At 66.5% G+C, this 18424-nt stretch carries 20 protein-coding genes and 3 tRNA genes; 4 read left to right on the top strand and 19 right to left on the bottom strand.

Translation table 11 applies throughout. The features are described from left to right. Positions 1-2: 2 nt before the first annotated feature. The 13 genes from nuoI to G3M62_RS10620 are packed head-to-tail and all read right to left on the bottom strand — an operon-like array spanning position 3 to position 9566. A complete protein-coding gene (gene nuoI / locus G3M62_RS10680) occupies positions 3-494 on the bottom strand; it encodes an NADH-quinone oxidoreductase subunit NuoI (RefSeq protein ID WP_165186856.1) in 492 nt (163 codons plus the stop codon). Beyond that, positions 491-751 (bottom strand): hypothetical protein, encoded by a 261-nt coding sequence (locus tag G3M62_RS10675; protein WP_165186854.1) that lies wholly within the window; start codon positions 749-751, stop codon positions 491-493. Before G3M62_RS10675 ends, nuoI begins: the two co-directional genes overlap by 4 nt. Next, on the bottom strand, positions 748-1818 hold the full coding sequence (gene nuoH, locus G3M62_RS10670; RefSeq protein ID WP_165186852.1) for an NADH-quinone oxidoreductase subunit NuoH: 1071 nt from the start codon (positions 1816-1818) through the stop codon (positions 748-750). The genes G3M62_RS10675 and nuoH overlap by 4 nt, the downstream gene beginning before the upstream one ends. Positions 1819-1822: 4 nt before the next feature. Then, entirely contained in the window at positions 1823-3883 is a 2061-nt protein-coding gene (nuoG, locus tag G3M62_RS10665) for an NADH-quinone oxidoreductase subunit NuoG (RefSeq protein WP_165186851.1), read from the bottom strand. A gap of 4 nt (positions 3884-3887) precedes the next feature. Next, entirely contained in the window at positions 3888-5207 is a 1320-nt protein-coding gene (gene nuoF / locus G3M62_RS10660; protein ID WP_165186849.1) for an NADH-quinone oxidoreductase subunit NuoF, read from the bottom strand. Between the two features lie 3 nt (positions 5208-5210). Then, positions 5211-5477: a hypothetical protein gene (locus G3M62_RS10655; protein ID WP_165186848.1), complete on the bottom strand. Its 267-nt coding sequence runs from the start codon at positions 5475-5477 to the stop codon at positions 5211-5213. Beyond that, complete coding sequence (locus G3M62_RS10650; protein ID WP_165186846.1) at positions 5474-5704, bottom strand: hypothetical protein; 231 nt, start codon at positions 5702-5704, stop codon at positions 5474-5476. The genes G3M62_RS10655 and G3M62_RS10650 overlap by 4 nt, the downstream gene beginning before the upstream one ends. Then, complete coding sequence (gene nuoE / locus G3M62_RS10645; RefSeq protein ID WP_165186844.1) at positions 5704-6390, bottom strand: NADH-quinone oxidoreductase subunit NuoE; 687 nt, start codon at positions 6388-6390, stop codon at positions 5704-5706. The genes G3M62_RS10650 and nuoE overlap by 1 nt, the downstream gene beginning before the upstream one ends. Continuing rightward, positions 6387-6719 (bottom strand): nuclear transport factor 2 family protein, encoded by a 333-nt coding sequence (locus tag G3M62_RS10640; RefSeq protein WP_165186843.1) that lies wholly within the window; start codon positions 6717-6719, stop codon positions 6387-6389. Before G3M62_RS10640 ends, nuoE begins: the two co-directional genes overlap by 4 nt. After that, positions 6716-7966, bottom strand: coding sequence for an NADH-quinone oxidoreductase subunit D (locus G3M62_RS10635; RefSeq protein WP_165186841.1), 1251 nt, complete (start codon positions 7964-7966; stop codon positions 6716-6718). Before G3M62_RS10635 ends, G3M62_RS10640 begins: the two co-directional genes overlap by 4 nt. Before the next feature lie 3 nt (positions 7967-7969). After that, complete coding sequence (locus tag G3M62_RS10630; protein WP_165186839.1) at positions 7970-8605, bottom strand: NADH-quinone oxidoreductase subunit C; 636 nt, start codon at positions 8603-8605, stop codon at positions 7970-7972. Continuing rightward, positions 8602-9219, bottom strand: coding sequence for a NuoB/complex I 20 kDa subunit family protein (locus G3M62_RS10625; protein WP_165186837.1), 618 nt, complete (start codon positions 9217-9219; stop codon positions 8602-8604). The genes G3M62_RS10630 and G3M62_RS10625 overlap by 4 nt, the downstream gene beginning before the upstream one ends. After that, positions 9189-9566, bottom strand: coding sequence for an NADH-quinone oxidoreductase subunit A (locus tag G3M62_RS10620; RefSeq protein WP_028037644.1), 378 nt, complete (start codon positions 9564-9566; stop codon positions 9189-9191). Before G3M62_RS10620 ends, G3M62_RS10625 begins: the two co-directional genes overlap by 31 nt. A gap of 198 nt (positions 9567-9764) precedes the next feature. On the opposite strand from G3M62_RS10620, the gene G3M62_RS10615 reads away from it, so the two are divergent. Both G3M62_RS10615 and G3M62_RS10610 read left to right on the top strand, forming a co-directional pair. Next, positions 9765-9841 (top strand) — tRNA-Asp (locus G3M62_RS10615). Positions 9842-9918: 77 nt separating this feature from the next. Further along, positions 9919-9995 (top strand) — tRNA-Asp (locus G3M62_RS10610). A 25-nt stretch (positions 9996-10020) separates the two neighbouring features. On the opposite strand, the gene G3M62_RS10605 is transcribed toward G3M62_RS10610, so the two are convergent. After that, the gene (locus G3M62_RS10605) at positions 10021-11019 is read right to left on the bottom strand and encodes a hypothetical protein (RefSeq protein ID WP_205691988.1); all 999 of its coding nucleotides are present in this window, start codon (positions 11017-11019) and stop codon (positions 10021-10023) included. A 21-nt stretch (positions 11020-11040) separates the two neighbouring features. After that, the gene (locus tag G3M62_RS10600; protein ID WP_205691987.1) at positions 11041-11346 is read right to left on the bottom strand and encodes a UBP-type zinc finger domain-containing protein; all 306 of its coding nucleotides are present in this window, start codon (positions 11344-11346) and stop codon (positions 11041-11043) included. Between the two features lie 119 nt (positions 11347-11465). Between G3M62_RS10600 and G3M62_RS10595 the strand changes: the two genes are divergently transcribed. Further along, positions 11466-12482: an LLM class flavin-dependent oxidoreductase gene (locus G3M62_RS10595; protein ID WP_165186836.1), complete on the top strand. Its 1017-nt coding sequence runs from the start codon at positions 11466-11468 to the stop codon at positions 12480-12482. Here the strand turns inward: G3M62_RS10595 and G3M62_RS10590 are convergent. Continuing rightward, positions 12479-13714: a glycosyltransferase family 4 protein gene (locus tag G3M62_RS10590; protein ID WP_165186834.1), complete on the bottom strand. Its 1236-nt coding sequence runs from the start codon at positions 13712-13714 to the stop codon at positions 12479-12481. The genes G3M62_RS10595 and G3M62_RS10590 overlap by 4 nt on opposite strands. 320 nt (positions 13715-14034) lie before the next feature. Between G3M62_RS10590 and G3M62_RS10585 the strand changes: the two genes are divergently transcribed. Next, the gene (locus G3M62_RS10585; protein ID WP_165186832.1) at positions 14035-15291 is read left to right on the top strand and encodes a glycosyltransferase; all 1257 of its coding nucleotides are present in this window, start codon (positions 14035-14037) and stop codon (positions 15289-15291) included. 21 nt (positions 15292-15312) lie between these two features. On the opposite strand, the gene G3M62_RS10580 is transcribed toward G3M62_RS10585, so the two are convergent. From G3M62_RS10580 to lon, 3 genes are all read right to left on the bottom strand, one after another. Next, positions 15313-15387: transfer RNA gene (locus G3M62_RS10580), tRNA-Val, on the bottom strand. 162 nt (positions 15388-15549) lie between these two features. Beyond that, a complete protein-coding gene (locus tag G3M62_RS10575; RefSeq protein WP_028037652.1) occupies positions 15550-15828 on the bottom strand; it encodes an HU family DNA-binding protein in 279 nt (92 codons plus the stop codon). Positions 15829-15975: 147 nt separating this feature from the next. Continuing rightward, entirely contained in the window at positions 15976-18375 is a 2400-nt protein-coding gene (gene lon / locus G3M62_RS10570; protein WP_165186831.1) for an endopeptidase La, read from the bottom strand. Positions 18376-18424 lie beyond the last annotated feature (49 nt).

The following is an 18424-nucleotide window of genomic DNA, read 5'->3' as shown; positions in this document are numbered from 1 at the left end:
CTTTAGCGGTAGGGCGCGTCCAACTCCAGATTCTTCGCGATCAGCCGTTCCCAACGGTCGCCGTTGTCGAGCAGCTTTTCCTTGTCGTAGTAGAGCTCTTCGCGCGTCTCGACGGCGAACTCGATGTTCGGCCCCTCGACGATGGCGTCCACCGGGCAAGCCTCCTGGCACAGGCCGCAGTAGATGCACTTGACCATGTCGATGTCGTAGCGGGTCGTGCGGCGGCTGCCGTCATCGCGCGGTTCGGCCTCGATGGTGATGGCCTGGGCCGGGCAGATGGCTTCGCACAGCTTGCAGGCGATGCAGCGCTCTTCGCCCGACGGATAGCGACGCAGGGCGTGCTCGCCGCGGAAACGGGGCGACTGCGGGCCGCGCTCGTTCGGATAGATCACGGTCTTCTTCGGCGCGATCATGTACTTCATCGCCAGGCCGAAGGCCCCCGCGAAGTCCAGCAGGGCCACGCCTTTAACGGCTTGGGAAATGCGTTGCATCATTGACGCTGCTTACCCTTCGAGATCACGCAGGTGTAGTTCGAAAGCTGAGCGGGGTCGCCCCCGTCCTGCTTGGCTTCAATCTTGCCGCCCTCGGCGGCGCATTTTTCGTCGGCGCGGCGCAGCTCGTCATAGCTGACCACGCCGCGTCCCAGCGAATAGGACGTCGGCGCCGAGGCGACGTCGTCGGTCGCGCAGCCCGTCAGGGCCAGGCCCAGCGCCAGGGCCGCGGGGGCCAGAGAGGCGGTCTGGCCGATCACGCGTGCAGTCCGAACACGCGCCAGGCCGAGACCAGCAGCACCAGCACCAGCGACATCGGCAGGAAGACCTTCCAGCCCAGGCGCATCAGCTGGTCGTAGCGGTAGCGAGGCACGATGGCCTTGGCCATGGCGATCATGAAGAACGCGACGACGATCTTGAAATAGAACACCAGGGCCAGCAGGAAGTTGACCAGGAACGGCGGCCAGCCGGCCGTGAAGCCGATCGGGAAGCCCGGGTTCCAGCCGCCGAAGAACAGCACGCTGATCATCGCGCACATCAGGACGATGTTCGAATATTCGGCGACCATGAACAGCAGGTACGGGGTCGAGCTGTACTCGACCTGATAGCCGGCCACGAGTTCGGATTCGGCTTCGGGAAGGTCGAACGGCGGGCGGTTGGTCTCGGCCAGGGCCGAGATGAAGAACATGCCCATGGCGATGACCATCACCGGCAGCAGGATCAGGTTGTGCAGACCGCCGCCGAAGACGTTCCAGTTCCAGAACCAGCCGCCCTGCTGCTCGACGATCGAGCTGAGGTTCATGGTGCCGGCCAGCAGGATCACCGTGATGATGATCAGGCCGATCGACACTTCGTACGACACCATCTGCGCCGCCGAACGTAGCGCGCCCAGGAACGGGTACTTCGAGTTCGAAGCCCAGCCGCCCATGATGATGCCGTAGACGCCCAGCGAGCTCATCGCCAGCAGGTACAGGATGCCGACGTTGAGGTTGGAAACCACCCAGCCCGGCGCGAACGGCACCACGGCCCAGCCCACGAAGGCCAGGACCAGGCTCAGCAGCGGGGCCAGCAGGAAGATCACCTTGTCGGCGCCGGCCGGGATGATGATTTCCTTCAGCACGAACTTGAAGAAGTCGGCGAAGGACTGCAGCAGGCCGAACGGCCCCACCACGTTGGGGCCCTTGCGCATCTGCACGCCGGCCCAGATCTTGCGGTCGGCCAGCAGCAGGAAGGCCAGGCTCAGCAGCACCCAGACCACGACCAGCAGGATGCCGCCGGTGGTCAGCAGGGTCCAGGTCACGGCGGGGTTAGAGAAGAATTCGCTCACCGGCCTACTCCGCCGCGATCTTGGCGGCGCCGGAAACCGTGGCCGCGCATTCGGCCATGGTCACGCTGGCGCGCGCGATGGGGTTGGTCAGGTGGAAGGCCTTGATCGGGCTTTCGAACGGCGCGTCCGAAAGCTCGCCCGCGCCACCCAGGCCCGACAGGTCGAACGACGTGGCCACCGAGCCCGGGGCGTAGTCGATCTGGCCGAAGGTGGGGTGCTCGGCGAACAGCTTGGCGCGCAGCTGGTCCAGGCTGTCATAGGGCAGCTTGGCGCCCAGGTGCTCGGACAGGGCCCGCAGGATCGACCAGTCTTCCTTGGCCTCGCCCTTGGGGAACACCGCCCGCTCGCCCATCTGGACGCGGCCTTCGGTGTTCACATAGAGGCCGTTCTTCTCGGTGTAGGCCGCGCCCGGCAGGATGACGTCGGCCTTGTGGGCGCCGGCGTCGCCGTGGGTGCCCAGATACACCTTGAAGGCGTCCAAAGCGGCGGTTTCGCACTCGTCGGCGCCCAGCAGGAACAGCACGTCCAGCGCGCCCGGCTTCAGCATGTCCGCCGTCGACAGACCGCCCTCGCCCGGCACGAAGCCGAGATCCAGGCCGGCCACGCGGGCGGCGGCGGTGTGCAGCACGTTCCAGCCGTTCCAGCCTTCGCGAACGACGTTGAACGTCTTGGCCAGGCCGGCGGCGGCCTTCAGCACGGCGGCGCCGTCGGCGCGAGTCAGAGCGCCCTGCCCGACGATGATCGCCGGACGCTGGGCGTTCTTCAGAGCCGTGACGAAGTCGTTCTTGGCCTTGGCCAGGCCCGACAGGGTCTTGGTTCCGGCGCCGAGGTAGTCGTAGTCAAAGGTCAGGTCGGCCTGTTCGCCGATCACGCCGAAGCGGGTCTTGCCGGCGATCCACTGCTTGCGGAACCGGGTGTTCAGGACCGGAGCCTCGAGGCGCGGATTGGCGCCGATGAACAGCACCACGTCGGCGTTCTCGATGCCGGCGATCGTCGAGTTGAACAGCCAGCTTTCGCGCGGACCGTAGCCCAGGGTCGAACCGTCCTGACGGGCGTCCAGGTTCTTCACGCCCAGGGCGGTGAACAGGTCCTTGGTCGCCTTCAGGCTCTCGGCGTCCTGCAGGTCGCCGGCAATGACGCCGACGCGGTCGGCCGGAGCGGCCTTGATCTTGGCGGCGACGGCGGCGAAGGCCTGGGCCCAGCTGGCCGGTTGCAGCTTGCCGCCGACGCGGACGTACGGGCGGTCCAGACGCTGACGCTGCAGGCCGTCGACGGCGTAGCGCGTCTTGTCCGAGATCCACTCTTCGTTGACGTCCTCGTTGACGCGCGGCAGCACGCGCAGGACGGCGGCGCCGCGGGCATCGACGCGGATCGACGAGCCCAGGGCGTCCATGACGTCGACGCTCTCGGTCTTCTTCAGCTCCCAGGGCCGCGCCTCGAAGGCGTAGGGCTTGGAGGTTAGGGCGCCGACCGGGCACAGGTCGATGACGTTGGCGCTGAGCTCCGACGTCACCGCCGCGCCCAGATAGGTCGTGATTTCAACGTCTTCGCCGCGCGAGATCAAGCCGATCTCCGGCGAGCCGGCGACTTCGGTGATGAAGCGGACACAACGCGTGCATTGGATGCAGCGCGTCATCACGGTCTTGATGAGCGGGCCCATGGCCTTCTCTTCGACCGCGCGCTTGTTCTCGTGATAGCGGCTGTCGTCGCGGCCATAGCCCATGGCCTGGTCCTGCAGATCGCACTCGCCGCCCTGGTCGCAGATCGGGCAATCCAGCGGGTGGTTGATGAGCAGGAACTCCATCACCCCTTCGCGGGCCTTCTTGACCATCGGGGTCTTGGTGAAGATCTCCTGGCCCTCGGCGGCCGGCAGGGCGCAAGACGCCTGCGGCTTGGGCGGACCAGGCTTCACCTCGACCAGGCACATGCGGCAGTTGCCGGCGATGCTCAGGCGCTCGTGATAGCAGAAGCGCGGGATCTCTTCCCCGGCCAGTTCCGCGACCTGCAGAACCGTCATGCCGGGTTCGAACTCGACCTCGACGCCGTTGACCTTGGCGATAGCCATTTACTTACTCCGCCGCGATCAGGCTGGCGCCCTGCACGTGCAGGCGGCCAGTCCGGTACGATGCAATCCGGTCTTCCACCTCGTGGCGGAAGTGACGGAACAGGCCCTGGATCGGCCAGGCGGCCGCGTCGCCCAGGGCGCAGATGGTGTGACCCTCGACCTGGGTCGTGACGTCCAGCAGGGTGTCGATCTCTTTCGGATCGGCCTCACCGGTGGCCATGCGCTCCATGACCCGCCACATCCAGCCGGTGCCTTCGCGGCACGGCGTGCACTGGCCGCAGCTCTCGTGCTTGTAGAAGTAGCTCAGGCGGGCGATGGCGCGGACCAGATCGGTGTCCTTGTCCATGACCATGACGGCCGCGGTGCCCAGGCCCGACTTCAGATTGCGCAGGGCGTCGAAGTCCATCGGCAGGTCTTCGCACTGCTCGGCCGGAATCATCGGCACCGAGGCGCCGCCCGGAATCACGGCCTTCAGGTTGCCCCAGCCGCCCCGGATCCCGCCGCAGTGATCCTCGATCAGCTGGCGGAAGGGGATGCTCATCGCCTCTTCGACGTTGCAGGGCAGGTTCACGTGGCCCGAGACGCAGAACAGCTTGGTGCCGGCGTTGTTGGGACGGCCAAAGCCGGTGAACCAGGCCGCGCCGCGACGCAGGATGGTGCCGGCGACGGCGATGCTCTCGACGTTATTGACGGTCGTGGGCATGCCGTAGAGGCCCGCGCCGGCCGGGAACGGCGGCTTCAGGCGCGGCTGGCCCTTCTTGCCTTCCAGGCTTTCCAGCAGGGCCGTCTCTTCGCCGCAGATATAGGCGCCGGCGCCGTGGTGGACGTAGAGATCGAAGTCCCAGCCGTGGACGTTGTTCTTGCCGATCAGCTTGGCCTCGTAGGCCTGCTTGATCGCCTCTTCCAGCACTTCGCGTTCGCGGACGTATTCGCCGCGAATGTAGATGTAGCAGGCGTGGGCCAGCATGGCGCGCGAGGCGATCAGGCAGCCCTCGATCAGGAGGTGCGGATCATGCCGCATGATCTCCCGGTCCTTGCAGGTGCCCGGCTCGGACTCGTCGGCGTTGACGACCAGGTAGTGCGGACGACCGTCCTTCACTTCCTTGGGCATGAACGACCACTTCAGGCCGGTGCCGAAGCCCGCCCCGCCCCGGCCGCGCAGGCCGGAGTTCTTCATGTTGTCGATGATCCAGTCGCGACCCGCGTCCAGGATGTCCTTGGTGCCATTCCAGCAGCCGCGCTTCTTCGCACCTTCCAGGCCCCAATCGTGGAGACCGTAGAGGTTCGTGAAGATGCGGTCCTTGTCTTCGAGGATACCGACCATGACTCAGCTTTGCGGATCGAATGGATGGGCGCGCACATAGCGCGTCCGACGAATGATGACATAGGCGAAAAGCGACCAAGCGGCGCCTATCACCAGGAAAGCGACGGGAACGGCCCAACCGGGCGCCCCCGCGACCTGACGCCCCCAGATCAGGAGCATCGCGCCGAGCAGACAGCCGATCAGACCGGCCATGCGCTCGTTGCGATAAAGACCCCGGACGGTCTTCACATAGGCCACGCGCTTGGCGAGGAGTTGGGGATCGTCGGTCACGACGCCTTGCCCTCCCCGTCCTGCTTGGCGGCCTTCATCCAGCCCAGGATGAACCAGATCTGCGCGCCCAGCCCGACCGCGATGGCCCCGATGAACACGGGAGCCAGCCAGTCGATCTTGGCGGCCACGTAGCCGATGACCGCCGCGCCGGCCAGCACGAAGCAGACCACATCGATGGCGAACATCGTGGTCAGGCGCTTCTTCTGGATGGCGTCGGCGTGCTGCATCAGGCGGCGGGCTCCGCCTTCGGAGCCTTCTTCGGCTTCTCGGGCAGGTTCGGGATCTTGATCTTCTTGGCCAGCGAGCCGTCGTACAGCTTCGGGTCCGTCAGGGTGTGGATCGCCCCCTTCGGCTCCGACGCGCCACGGCCGTCATAGCTGCCCGGCTTGGGCGACTTGCCGGCGGCGAAATCGTCGAGGATCTGGGCCAGGCTCTCCGGCGTCAGGTCTTCGTAGTAGTAGTCGTTGATGGCGGCCATCGGCGCGTTGCAGCAGGCGCCCAGGCACTCGACCTCTTCCCAGCTGAACTTGCCGTCGGCCGAGACGTCGTTGGCTTCGCCAATCTTGGCCTTCAGCACCGCGCGCAGGTCCAGCGCGCCGCGCAGCTGGCACGGCGTGGTGCCGCATAGCTGGACGAAGGCGACCTTGCCGACCGGCTGCAGCTGGAACATCACGTAGAAGGTGGCGACCTCCAGAACGCGGATGACCGGCATCGCCAGTTGCTTGGCGATCTCCTGGATGGCGGGTTCGGAAACCCAGCCTTCCTGCTTCTGGGCCAGCCACAGCATCGGGATCACCGCCGACTGCTTGCGCTCGGCGGGATATTTGGCTTTCCACCAGTCGGCCTTGGCCTGGCTGTCCTTCGAGAAGGCGAAGCTGGCCGGCTGTTCCTTGGCGAGACGACGTACGCTCATCGGGCGAAATCCACGCGGACGATCTTGTCGCCCTTGAAGGTGTAGATGGCGGCGACCTGGAACGGCGCGTCGCCGTTGCCGCGGTCGACGTGCTCGTGGTCGATCACGTTCGAACCGACCACGACGCGGTTCAGGAGCTTGGCGTTGTTCTTGGGGAACTCGGCGAAGGTCTTGGCGTAGAAGGCCCGATAGGCCTCGATGCCCGTGCGAGACACGTCGCCGTTCAGCGTGGCCACGACCACGTCGTCCGCGAAGTGCGCGCAGTGGGCGTCCAGGTCCTGGGCGTTGTAGGCGTCCAGTTGGGCCTGGGCGATGGCTTCCAGGCTCATCGATCGACCTCGCCGAACACGATGTCGAGCGAGCCCAGGATGGCCGAGACGTCGGCCAGCTGGTGGCCGCGGTTCATCCAGTCCATGGCCGCCAGGTGCGAGAAGCCCGGAGCCTTGATCTTGCAGCGGTACGGCTTGTTGGTGCCGTTCGACACCACATAGACGCCGAACTCGCCCTTGGGCGCTTCGACCGAAGCGTAGACCTCGCCTTCCGGCGTGCGGAAGCCTTCGGTGTAGAGCTTGAAGTGATGGATCAGGGCTTCCATCGACCGCTTCATCTCGGCGCGACGCGGCGGGCTGACCTTGTTGTCCTCGGTCATCACCGGGCCGGGCGTGACGCGCAGCTTCTCGATGGCCTGCAGGATGATCTTGGTGGACTCGCGCATTTCCTGCATGCGGCACAGATAGCGATCGTAGCAGTCGCCGTTCTTGCCCAGCGGGATGTCGAACTCGAAGTCGTTGTAGCACTCGTAGGGCTGGTTGCGGCGCAGGTCCCAGGCGATACCCGAACCGCGCACCATCACGCCCGAGAAGCCCCAGGCCAGCGCGTCTTCCTTGGTCACCACGCCGATGTCGACGTTGCGCTGCTTGAAGATGCGGTTGTCGGTGATCAGGCCTTCGATGTCGTCGCAGATCTTCGGGAAGGCTTTCGCCCACTTCTCGATGTCGTCGATCAGCGACGGGGTCAGGTCCTGGTGGACGCCGCCCGGACGGAAGTAGTTGGCGTGCAGGCGAGCGCCGCAGGCGCGCTCGTAGAACACCATCAGCTTCTCGCGTTCCTCGAAGCCCCAGAGCGGCGGCGTCAGGGCGCCGACGTCCATGGCCTGGGTCGTCACGTTCAGCAGGTGGTTCAGCACCCGGCCGATTTCGCAGAACAGCACGCGGATCAGGCTGCCGCGCATCGGCACGTCAACGCCCAGCAGCTTCTCGATGGCCAGGCAGAACGCATGTTCCTGGTTCATCGGCGCCACGTAGTCGAGGCGGTCGAAGTACGGGATGTTCTGGAGGTAGGTGCGGGCCTCCATCAGCTTCTCGGTGCCGCGATGCAGCAGGCCGATGTGCGGATCGACGCGTTCGACGATTTCGCCGTCCAGCTCCAGCACCAGGCGCAGCACGCCGTGCGCGGCCGGGTGTTGCGGACCGAAGTTGATGTTGAACTTGCGAACCGGGGTTTCCGGCACGGCCGGCAGCGACGGCGCGTCGTGGAAGAAGTCGGTCGCGGCGGCGGGAGAGTTTTGACCAGTCATGACTTACTTCCCAGCCTTCTCGTCGCCCGGCAGGGCGTACTTGGCGCCCTCCCAGGGGGACAGGAAGTCGAACGCCCGGAACTCGGTGATCTTCACGGGCTCGTAGACCACGCGCTTCAGCTCGTCGTCGTAGCGGACCTCGACATAGCCCGTCATCGGGAAGTCCTTCCGCAGCGGATGGCCGTGGAAGCCGTAGTCGGTCAGGATCCGGCGCAGGTCGGGGTGACCGTCGAAGAAGATCCCGTACATGTCGAAGGCTTCGCGCTCGAACCAGTCGGCGACCGGGAACACCGGCGTGACGCTGGGAACGGCGGTGTCCTCGTCGGTCTGCACCTTGAGGCGCACGCGATGGTTCTTCACCAGCGACAGCAGGTGATAGACCACGTCGAACCGGCGCTCGCGCTCCGGATAGTCGACGCCTGTCAGATCCACCAGCTGGTGGAAGCGATAGTCGGGGTGGTCGCGCAGATAGGTCAGCGCCTGGACGACCCGATTGGACGGGCCCAGCAGGTTCAGCTCGCCGAACGCCACGTGCCAGGCGGTGATCGCGCCGGCCGAGTTGGCGACGATCGCTTGACCCAAGGCTTCCAGGGGCGACAGGGCCGGAACTTCGGCCTCGGTGACAGTCACGTCGGTCATCGCTCGATCGTCCCCGTGCGACGGATCTTCTTCTGCAGCTGCAGCACGCCATAGACCAAGGCCTCGGCGGTGGGCGGGCAGCCGGGGACATAGATGTCGATCGGCACGATCCGGTCGCAGCCGCGCACGACGCTGTAGCTGTAATAATAGTAGCCGCCGCCGTTGGCGCAGCTGCCCATCGAGATGACGTAGCGCGGCTCGGGCATCTGGTCGTAGACCTTGCGCAGAGCCGGAGCCATCTTGTTGGTCAGGGTGCCGGCGACGATCATCACGTCCGACTGGCGCGGGCTGGCGCGGGGCGCGAAACCGTAGCGCTCCAGGTCATAGCGCGGCATGGCCGAGTGCATCATTTCGACGGCGCAGCAGGCCAGGCCGAACGTCATCCACATCAGCGAGCCGGTGCGGGCCCAGGTGATCAGGTCGTCGGCGGCCGCCGTGACGAAGCCCTTGTCGGCCAGCTGGCCCGACAGGCCGTCGAAATAGGGGTCGTGCAGCTTGGGGTCATAGCCCTGCACGGTCGACCGGGCGGCCGAGCCGGCGGGAACCAGCGGCGAGCTGGGAGCCGAGCCGGTGGGGGGAATGATCACTCCCATTCGAGGGCGCCCTTCTTCCATTCGTAGATGAAGCCGACGGTCAGAACGCCCAGGAAGACCAGCATCGACCAGAAGGCGAAGGCGGCCACGTCGTGCGGCAGCTTCATCAGCGAAACGGCCCACGGGAACAGGAAGGCCACTTCCAGGTCGAAGATGATGAACAGGATCGAGACCAAGTAGAACCGGACGTCGAACTTCATGCGCGCGTCGTCGAAAGCGTTGAAGCCGCATTCGTAGGCGGACAGCTTTTCAGGGTCCGGCGCCTTGGGGGCGAGCACCGCGGCCGCGAGGATGAAGGCGATGCCGATGACCGCCGCGATCCCTAGGAAGATCACGATCGGCAGATACTGGAGAAGGAAGGCGTTCATGACAGCCCTTGGCTTGAATCGAGCGCGTTGTAGCCCAGCGTCACCAAGGGTTCAAACGCCTGAGGCACATTGAGAAACGATCGCAACAAGCATTCACCCACAGCTTCCACGACATGGCCGTTGACAGTGCCATCCGACCGACATATCAGACGCCCCTCGCCGCACGGCGGGTCGCACTTCGCTTCGGCGGAGCCTGATGCGGATGTAGCTCAGTTGGTTAGAGCGCCGGCCTGTCACGCCGGAGGTCGCGGGTTCAAGTCCCGTCATTCGCGCCACTTCCCTGAAGTTGGCTGCTTCCCACCGCTAGGCTAGTCTATGGAACGACCGCGCCGGACATTTGTTCGCGCCCGACGCGGATGTAGCTCAGTTGGTTAGAGCGCCGGCCTGTCACGCCGGAGGTCGCGGGTTCAAGTCCCGTCATTCGCGCCACTTCCCCTTCCCTTTCACGTCCCGATCAGCCGCCCCGACGGGCGGCCGCCGGCGGATCGCTGGCCGGAAAGCTTTCCTCCAGTTCCTCGTCCAGCACGATGTCCTGGTGCAGATCCTCCAGCACGGCGTCGCGTACGGGCCCGTCCACGGGCCGTCCCGCCAGCCAGAGCGCCACGTTGCGCGCATAGAGCCGGATGTCGCGCTGGACCTGGGGCGAGCGCGACAGGGCGTCGCCCGGCGGTTCGGAGACGAAGCTGGGCGCGCCGGCGGCGGGGTTCCAGTTGTAGTCGGCGAAGTGGTGGAAGGTGGATTGGGCCATCGCGGGACCGCCGTCGGGCGACGGTTCGAACGCCACGGCCAGATTGAAGGCCGCGCCGCTGACTTTGCTGACGCCCATGGCGATCACCCGCGCGGTCGAATCATCGGCCGGCGCGCCGACGGCGCCTTCGTGCGGATGCGACGGCAGAAAGCGTATGGCGCCGCTTTCCGAGGCGGCGTCGCTCAGGACGGGATGGACGTCGCCGACGATTTTGATCGTCTGAAAATCGCCGTTCGCGCCGGAATGATAGTTCGGCCAGCTGATGTAGGTCGTGAGCCGGTCGTCGATCTGGTGACGTGATTCGTCCGGGTCCTGATTCTTGCTGTGGAAATGATGCGCCGCGCCCACCCCGCCCAGGGTGCAGACGCTGCTGCCCAGGTCCTGGTGGTCGCGCGTCACCATCAGGCCGCCGCCGCGCGCCCGGAACCGTGAGATGGCCGTGCATTCGTCGGCGCTGAGCCCGTCGCCCACATCGACCGCGAACAGCCACATCGCCGCGAAGTCCGACTCTTCCAGCCCCGACAGCACGGGGTCGGGCGCGTCGAGCGGCCCACGGTCGCGGGCGACGATCTCGAAAACCGGGTCGCCGTCAGGATCGCGCAGTTGCCCCAGATAGTCCGCCAGCATCGAGAAACGCGTGATCGACCAGTCCTCGACAGCGGTCTGGATGGTGGTCTGCAGAAGAATCTTGCTCGGCTTGCCCATGGCGGAGATCTCGACGCTCGATCAATAAAAACGCGGGATGGGCCCGGGATGTGGGGTCGGCGCGTCGAATTCGAAGAACTCCTCGTCGACATAGCACCAGCCCCAGCCTTCCGGCGGGTCGTACCCCTCGATGATCGGGTGGCCGGTCAGCTTGAAATGCTTGGTGGCGTGCTTGTTCTTGGACTGGTCGCAGCAGCCGACGTGGCCGCAGGTCCGGCAGAGCCGCAGGTGCAGCCAGCGGTCGCCCGTCTTCAGGCATTCCTCGCAGCCGGCCGTGCCCGGCGTCACGTCCTGGATCTGGTCAAGATGGGTGCACTTCAACGCCATGGCCGTCTCCCTCGCCGCCCGCGCGGCTTCACGTCGCGATTAGTGCGCGGATCGTCCTGGCGCGGCTAGTACGAACCTGCCGTCTTGAGGTTCACGCTCCGCGTCCCGATCTAGCGTGGATGTCGCACACGCATCCCCTGCCCTTCTCCGTCCTCGACCTGGCGCCCGTTCCGCAAGGGACCGCCGTCGGCCAGGCCCTCCACAACAGCCTGGACCTGGCCCGCCACGCCGAACGGCTCGGCTATCATCGCTACTGGCTGGCCGAACATCACAACATGCCGGGAATCGCCAGCGCCGCGACCGCCGTGGTCATCGGCCACGTGGCGGCCGGCACCTCGACGATTCGCGTCGGTTCCGGCGGGGTCATGCTGCCCAACCATGCGCCGTTGATGGTGGCCGAGGCGTTCGGCACCCTGGCCGCCCTCTATCCCGGCCGTATCGACCTGGGCCTGGGCCGCGCGCCCGGCACCGACCAGCCCACCATGCGAGCCCTGCGCCGCTACATGGGCGCGGTCGACAGCTTCGCCCAGGACGTTGTCGAGCTGCAGGCCTGGTTCCAGCCGGCCCAACCCGGCCAGGCGGTGCGCGCCGTGCCGGGCGAAGGCCAGGACGTGCCGCTGTGGCTTCTAGGCTCCAGCACCTACAGCGCCCAGCTGGCCGCCGCCCTGGGCCTGCCCTTCGCCTTCGCGGCCCACTTCGCGCCGGACCAGCTGATGGAGGCCATCGCCATCTATCGGCGCACCTTCAAGCCGTCCGAAGCCCTGGCCAAGCCCTATGTGCTGGTCTGTATCGGGGTCTGCGCGGCCGACACCGACGACGAAGCCCGTCGCCTGTTCACGTCCAGCCAGCAGCAGTTCGTGGCCCTGCGACGCGGCAATCCCGGCCTGCTGCCGCCGCCGGTCGACGACATCCGCGACGTGGCCTCGGAGTCCGAGATCGCCGGCCTGGACCACACCTTCCGCTATTCGGCGATCGGTTCGCCCGACACGGTCCGCGCCAAGATCCAGAAGGTGCTGGACGCCACGGGCGCCGACGAGCTGATGGCCGCGTCGCAGATTCACGACCACGGCGCGCGCCTGCGGTCCTACGAGATCCTGGCCGACGTGCGTAACGCGCTGACGAAAGCGGCGGCCTAGTTCCAGCCGATCGGTTCGGGGGCCGGCGCGACGGCCAGGTCCTCGAACGCGGCGCAGCCGGTCAGGCGGCCGTAGACCGCCGACAGCTTGCGGAACACCGGGTCCCAACCGTGACGCTGCTCGGCGCGCAGGCGGGCGGCGTGGCCCACGGCCTGTACGTCGCGGGCGAACACCGATTCCACCGCCTCGGCGAAGGCGCGAGCCTCGGAAGCCGTGGCCAGGGCTCCGACGGTCTCGTCGACCGACTCGGCGACACCGCCGGCGTCGACGCCGATCACCGGCAGGCCGCAAGCCATGGCTTCCAGCACGATCAGGCCGAACGGCTCGTTGTCGTTGGCGTGGACGAAGGCGTCGCAGCCGGCCAGGATCGCCGCCAGGCTCTGCGGATCGCGCTGATAGTCCATGCAGATGACCCGGTCGCTGGTCGGCGCGCCGGCGCCGGCGCCCACGAACAGCAGCACATAGGGGTCGCCCAGCCGCTCGACGGCCTCGACCAGCACGTCCAGCTTCTTTTCCTTGGCCGGGCGGCCGGCGAACACCAGGATGCGGTGACGATTGGTCAGGCCCAGCTTGCGCCGCAGGGCCTCGCGGTCGCCGCGGTTGGGATTGAAGATCTCGGTATCAACGCCCAGCGGCAGGCCGATGGCGTCCTTGACGCCCGCCTCGATCAGGCGGCCGGCGATGAACTGGCTGGGAGCCACGGCCTGGTCGAACTGGCTGTAGATCGCCGCCCAGCGCTTCTGCACCGGCTTTTCCGCCCACTCGCCGATATGCAGCGCCGCCAGGGCGCCCAGGTCGGTGTGGCAGAAGCCCACCACCGGCACGCCCAGGGCGTCGCCGGCCTTCAGGGCCGCCAGGCCGGGCGTGTACGGATCACCGGCCTCGATGATGTCGGGCCGTTGACGGATCAGCCGCTCCATCCAGGCGTTCTTGACCACCGGCCAGCGATAGCCGTCGCCGAACGGCAGGGGCGCGGCATAGATCGAAACCCGTCCGTGGCCGTCATGGGCGTCGCGCGGGCCGGGCACCACCAGGGTGTGGCGGACCTGCGGCCGATTCGCCGCGATCCACGCCCGCTTGCAGTTCAGATAGCGTCGAACGCCCCCGCTGCGGGGCGCGTAGAGCATGGTCGTGTCGACCAGCCTGACCGGCTTTCCGCCGGGCCGGGCCGCCTTGAACAAGGGTTCTTGCGCCTCGTTGAACGCCGAGAGCTGATCAAACCGCAAATCCATCACGCCGGAACCTCGCTTGTCAGCCGCGCCCGCCGACACGGTCGCAGAGCCTTAAGACACTCACGGGGACGGAGGTTCCTCCGAAGCTGGACCGCTGTCCAGCGATCGCAGCGCACCGTGATGCAACAGGGCTTCGCGCAATAGCATTTCCGTTTGAGCCTTGCACCATCAAGCTCGAACACCGTCAGATCACGCCCTGGCGCGCGCATGCCAGGAACGCATGACTTGCGCCTTTCGACGCGTCCGTCCGCCAATCGCATATGGCGAGGCCCGCGCGGACCGCGTAGGCAGGCCCCTGCGAATGCGGTCGGGGACTTCGGATGGCGCGGTATCTCTTCACCACCTGGGAAGGCGGCGGTCATGTGCAGCCCATGCTGCTGGTCGCCCGCGACCTGGCGGCGCGCGGCCATGCCGTGCTGGTGCTGAGCGATCCGTGCAATGAGTCGGACGCCGCCGCCCTGGACGTGCCGTTCCACCCCTGGACGACCGCTCCCTTCCAGACCGGCAAGACCCGCGACGACGATCGGCTGAAGGATCACGAGGCCGACAATCCGCTGGCGGTGATCCAGCGCCTGCTGGATCGGGTGATGGCCGGCCCCGCCCTCGCCTACGCCCAGGACACCCTGGCGGCGATCGACACCTTCGCGCCCGACGTGGTGGTCTCGCAGGAACTTCTGCTGGGCCCGATGGCGGCGGCGGAGGCGAAAGGCCTGCCGCTGGCGCTGCTGGCCGCCAACGTCTGGTCTTTGCCGACGATGCCCGGCGCGCCGCCGTTCGGGGCCGGCATGTTGCCCGCGACCAGCGACGAGGAGCGCGGCATGCACGCCATGGTCGGCCAGATGAGCCGGACCTTCTTCCAGGCCGGCCTGCCCGACCTGAACGCCGCCCGCGCCGCCTTGGGCCTGGCGCCGCTCGACGACCTGTTCGCCCAGCTGGACACCGCCAAGGCGATCCTGCTGGCGACCAGCCGGGCCTTCGACTTCGCGCCCGATCCCCTGCCCGCGCCTTTCGCCCATGTCGGCCCCTATTTGGCCGATCCGGCCTGGGCCCAACCGTTCACGCCGCCGCCCGGCGATGCGCCGCTGGTCGTGGTGTCATTCTCCAGCCTCTACCAGGCGCAGGAGCCGGCCCTGCGCGCGATCATCGCCGCCTTGGGCGACCTGCCGGTGCGCGGCGTCGCGACCACCGGCCCGACGATCGACCCGGCCGAGTTCGAGGCGCCCAGCAATGTCTCCGTCGTCCGCAGCGCGCCGCACGGCGACCTGCTGAAGCACGCGGCGTTATTCGTCACCCATGCCGGCCACGGCTCGGCCCTGCGACCGCTGATGGCCGGGGTCCCGTTGCTCTGCCTGCCGATGGGACGGGACCAGAACGACAACGCCGCCCGCGTCGCCCATCGCGGAGCGGGACTGACCCTGCCCGCGGATGCGAACTCGGAGACCATCGCCGCCGCCGTACGTCGTCTGCTGGAAGAGCCGGCGTTCAAGGCCGCCGCCGAAACCCTGGGCGCGGCGATCCGCGCCGACGAGGCCTCGCGCGACGCGGCGCTGGTTCTGGAAGGCTTGGTCCCGGGCTAAGCGCCTCGACGGACCCGATATTGGTGGGCGGTGAGGGGATCGAACCCCCGACCCTCTCGGTGTAAACGAGACGCTCTACCGCTGAGCTAACCGCCCCCAGGACATTTCGAGCCGGGTCAAATCAAGGCGAACGAGGCCAGGACGGACGAACCAGGACAGACGAGGACGTGGGAGATACCCCGCCCGCCTGGAAAAGTCCCGCATAGAAAAGGGCGGAACGCCTTCGTGGCGCCCCGCCCTCGAAATCTTGTTACTGGATCAGCCGTTCAGCGTGGTCTTCAGACCCTCGCCGACCTGAAACCGGGCGGTCTTCGACGCCGGACGGTTCACGGTCTCGCCGGTGCGCGGGTTACGCGCGGTGCCCGCGGCGCGGGCGACGGCCTTGAAGGTGCCAAAGCCGACCAGACGCACATCCTCGCCCGATTTCAGCGAACTGGTGACGGCGTCGATGAAAGCCTCGAGAGCGTCCTTAGCCTGGTTCTTATTGATGCCCGCCTTTTCGGCGATCGCCGTGACGAGTTCGGCCTTTGTGGTCATGTTCTTCTCCCAGCATGAAAGCGGCGGCGCCGGCTACAGCTTACGCCGCTTCGCTCGACCGGGAGTATGCGGGGTTCAGACGGCCCGTCAAACGAAGGCGGCGCGGAAAATCTCCGCGCCGCCCAAGTTATCCACGATAAGTTACTGTTAGTGCGTCAGAACAGCGTCGCTGTCGCCGTCTTCAACCTTCGCAGTTGCAGCAATCGGCTCGTCCTCTTCCCGCCATTCGATGGGCGTGAGCGGGCCGGTCAGGGCGTGTTTCAGCACTTCATCGAAGGTCGACACCGGGATGATCTCCAGGCCGTCCTTCACGCTTTGCGGGACTTCGGCCAGATCCTTCTCGTTCTCCTGAGGGATCAGAACCGTCTTCACGCCCGAGCGCAGAGCCGCCAGGAGCTTCTCCTTCAGACCGCCGATCGCCGTGACCCGGCCCCGCAGGGTGATCTCACCGGTCATGGCGATATCCTTGCGGATCGCGATCCCGGTCAGCACCGAAACGATGGCCAGGGCCATGGCCGCGCCGGCCGACGGGCCGTCCTTGGGCGTGGCGCCGTCCGGAACGTGCACGTGGACGTCGGTCTTTTCGAAGACCGGCGGCTTGACGCCGAACTGCACGGCCCGCGAGCGGACGTAGCTGTTGGCCGCCGAGATCGACTCCTTCATCACGTCCTTGAGGTTGCCGGTGACCGTCATGCGGCCCTTGCCCGTCATCTTCACGGCTTCGATGGTCAGGATGTCGCCGCCGAATTCCGTCCAGGCCAGACCGGTGACGATGCCGACCTGGTCGACTTCGTCGGTCTCGCCGTAGCGGTACTTCTTGACGCCCGCGTACTTGGCCAGACGCTCATCGTCGATCGTGATCGAGGTGAGCTTCTCGCGCGCCAGGTCCCGAACGGTCTTGCGCGCCAGGGCGCCCAGCTCCCGCTCCAGCGACCGCACGCCGGCTTCCCGGGTGTAGTAGCGGATCAGGTCGCGGATCGCCTTTTCGGGCACCACGAACTCGGACTCCTTCAGGCCGTGGTCCTTCATCTGCTTGGGCAGCACGTGGCGCTTGGCGATCTCCACCTTTTCGTCCTCGGTGTAGCCGGGGATGCGGATGATCTCCATGCGGTCCAGCAGCGGCTGGGGCATGTTGAGGCTGTTGGCCGTGGTGACGAACATCACCTGGGACAGGTCGTAGTCGACTTCCAGATAGTGGTCGCCGAAGGTCGAGTTCTGGGCCGGGTCCAGCACCTCGAGCAGGGCCGAGGACGGGTCGCCGCGATAGTCGCTGCCCATCTTGTCGATCTCGTCCAGCAGGACGAAGGCGTTGGTGGTCTTGGCCTTCTTCATGGTCTGGATGATCTTGCCGGGCATCGAACCGATATAGGTCCGACGGTGACCGCGGATCTCGGCCTCGTCGCGCACGCCGCCCAGCGAGATGCGGGCGAATTCGCGACCGGTGGCCTTGGCCAGCGAGCGGCCCAGCGAGGTCTTGCCGACGCCCGGAGGGCCGACAAGGCACAGGATCGGACCCTTCAGCGAGTTGGTGCGCGCCTGGACGGCCAGGTACTCAAGGATGCGTTCCTTGACCTTCTCCAGGCCGTAGTGGTCCTCTTCGAGCACCGCCTCGGCCTCGACCATGTCGATCTTCTTGGTCTTGGCCTTGCCCCACGGGATCGACAGCATCCAGTCCAGATAGTTCCGGACCACGGTGCTCTCGGCCGACATCGGGCTCATGTTGCGCAGCTTCTTCAGTTCGCCCTCGGCCTTGGCCCGGGCTTCCTTGGAAAGCTTGGTCTTCTTGATGCGCTTTTCGAGCTCGATCAGTTCGTCGCGCTGATCGTCGGGGTCGCCCAGCTCGCGCTGGATCGCCTTCATCTGCTCGTTCAGATAGTACTCGCGCTGGGTCTTCTCCATCTGGCGCTTCACGCGCGAGCGGATCTTCTTCTCGACCTGCAGCACCGAGATCTCGCCCTCCATCAGGGCGAAGACTTTCTCCAGGCGCTTCACGACGTCGAAGATTTCCAGCAGGTGCTGCTTGTCGCCGATCTTGACCGACAGGTGGGCCGAGATGCTGTCGGCCAGCTTGCCGGGTTCGGCGATTTGCGGGATCGAGGCCAGGGCCTCGGGCGGCACCTTCTTGTTCAGTTTGACGTAGTTTTCGAACTGCTCGACGACGGCGCGCGACAGGGCCTCGGCTTCGGGACCGACGCCTTGGTCCTCGTTCACTTCGCCGATCTGGGCCTCGTAATAGGCCTCCTGGTCGGTGAAGCGCACGACGGCCGCGCGGCCCTTGCCTTCGACCAGCACCTTCACGGTGCCGTCGGGCAGTTTCAGCAGTTGCAGGACGGTGGCCAGCACGCCGACATCGTAGATGTCGGCCGGGGCCGGATCATCGTCGGCCGAGTTCTTCTGGGTGACCAGAAGGATCTCCTTGCCGCCGCGCATCACCTCTTCAAGGGCGCGCACGGACTTGTCACGCCCGACGAAGAGCGGAACCACCATATGCGGGAACACAACGATATCCCGCAGGGGCAACACAGGAAGCGTACGAATCTCAGACATGATGCCTTTTACTCCTGGCCGTCGCGTTGATCTCGCGTTCAGCCACGCG

The organism is Caulobacter soli (assembly GCF_011045195.1).
GTDB lineage: Bacteria > Pseudomonadota > Alphaproteobacteria > Caulobacterales > Caulobacteraceae > Caulobacter > Caulobacter soli.
The sequence above is the reverse complement of the archived record's forward strand: the minus strand, read 5'-3'. Positions and strand labels throughout refer to the sequence as shown.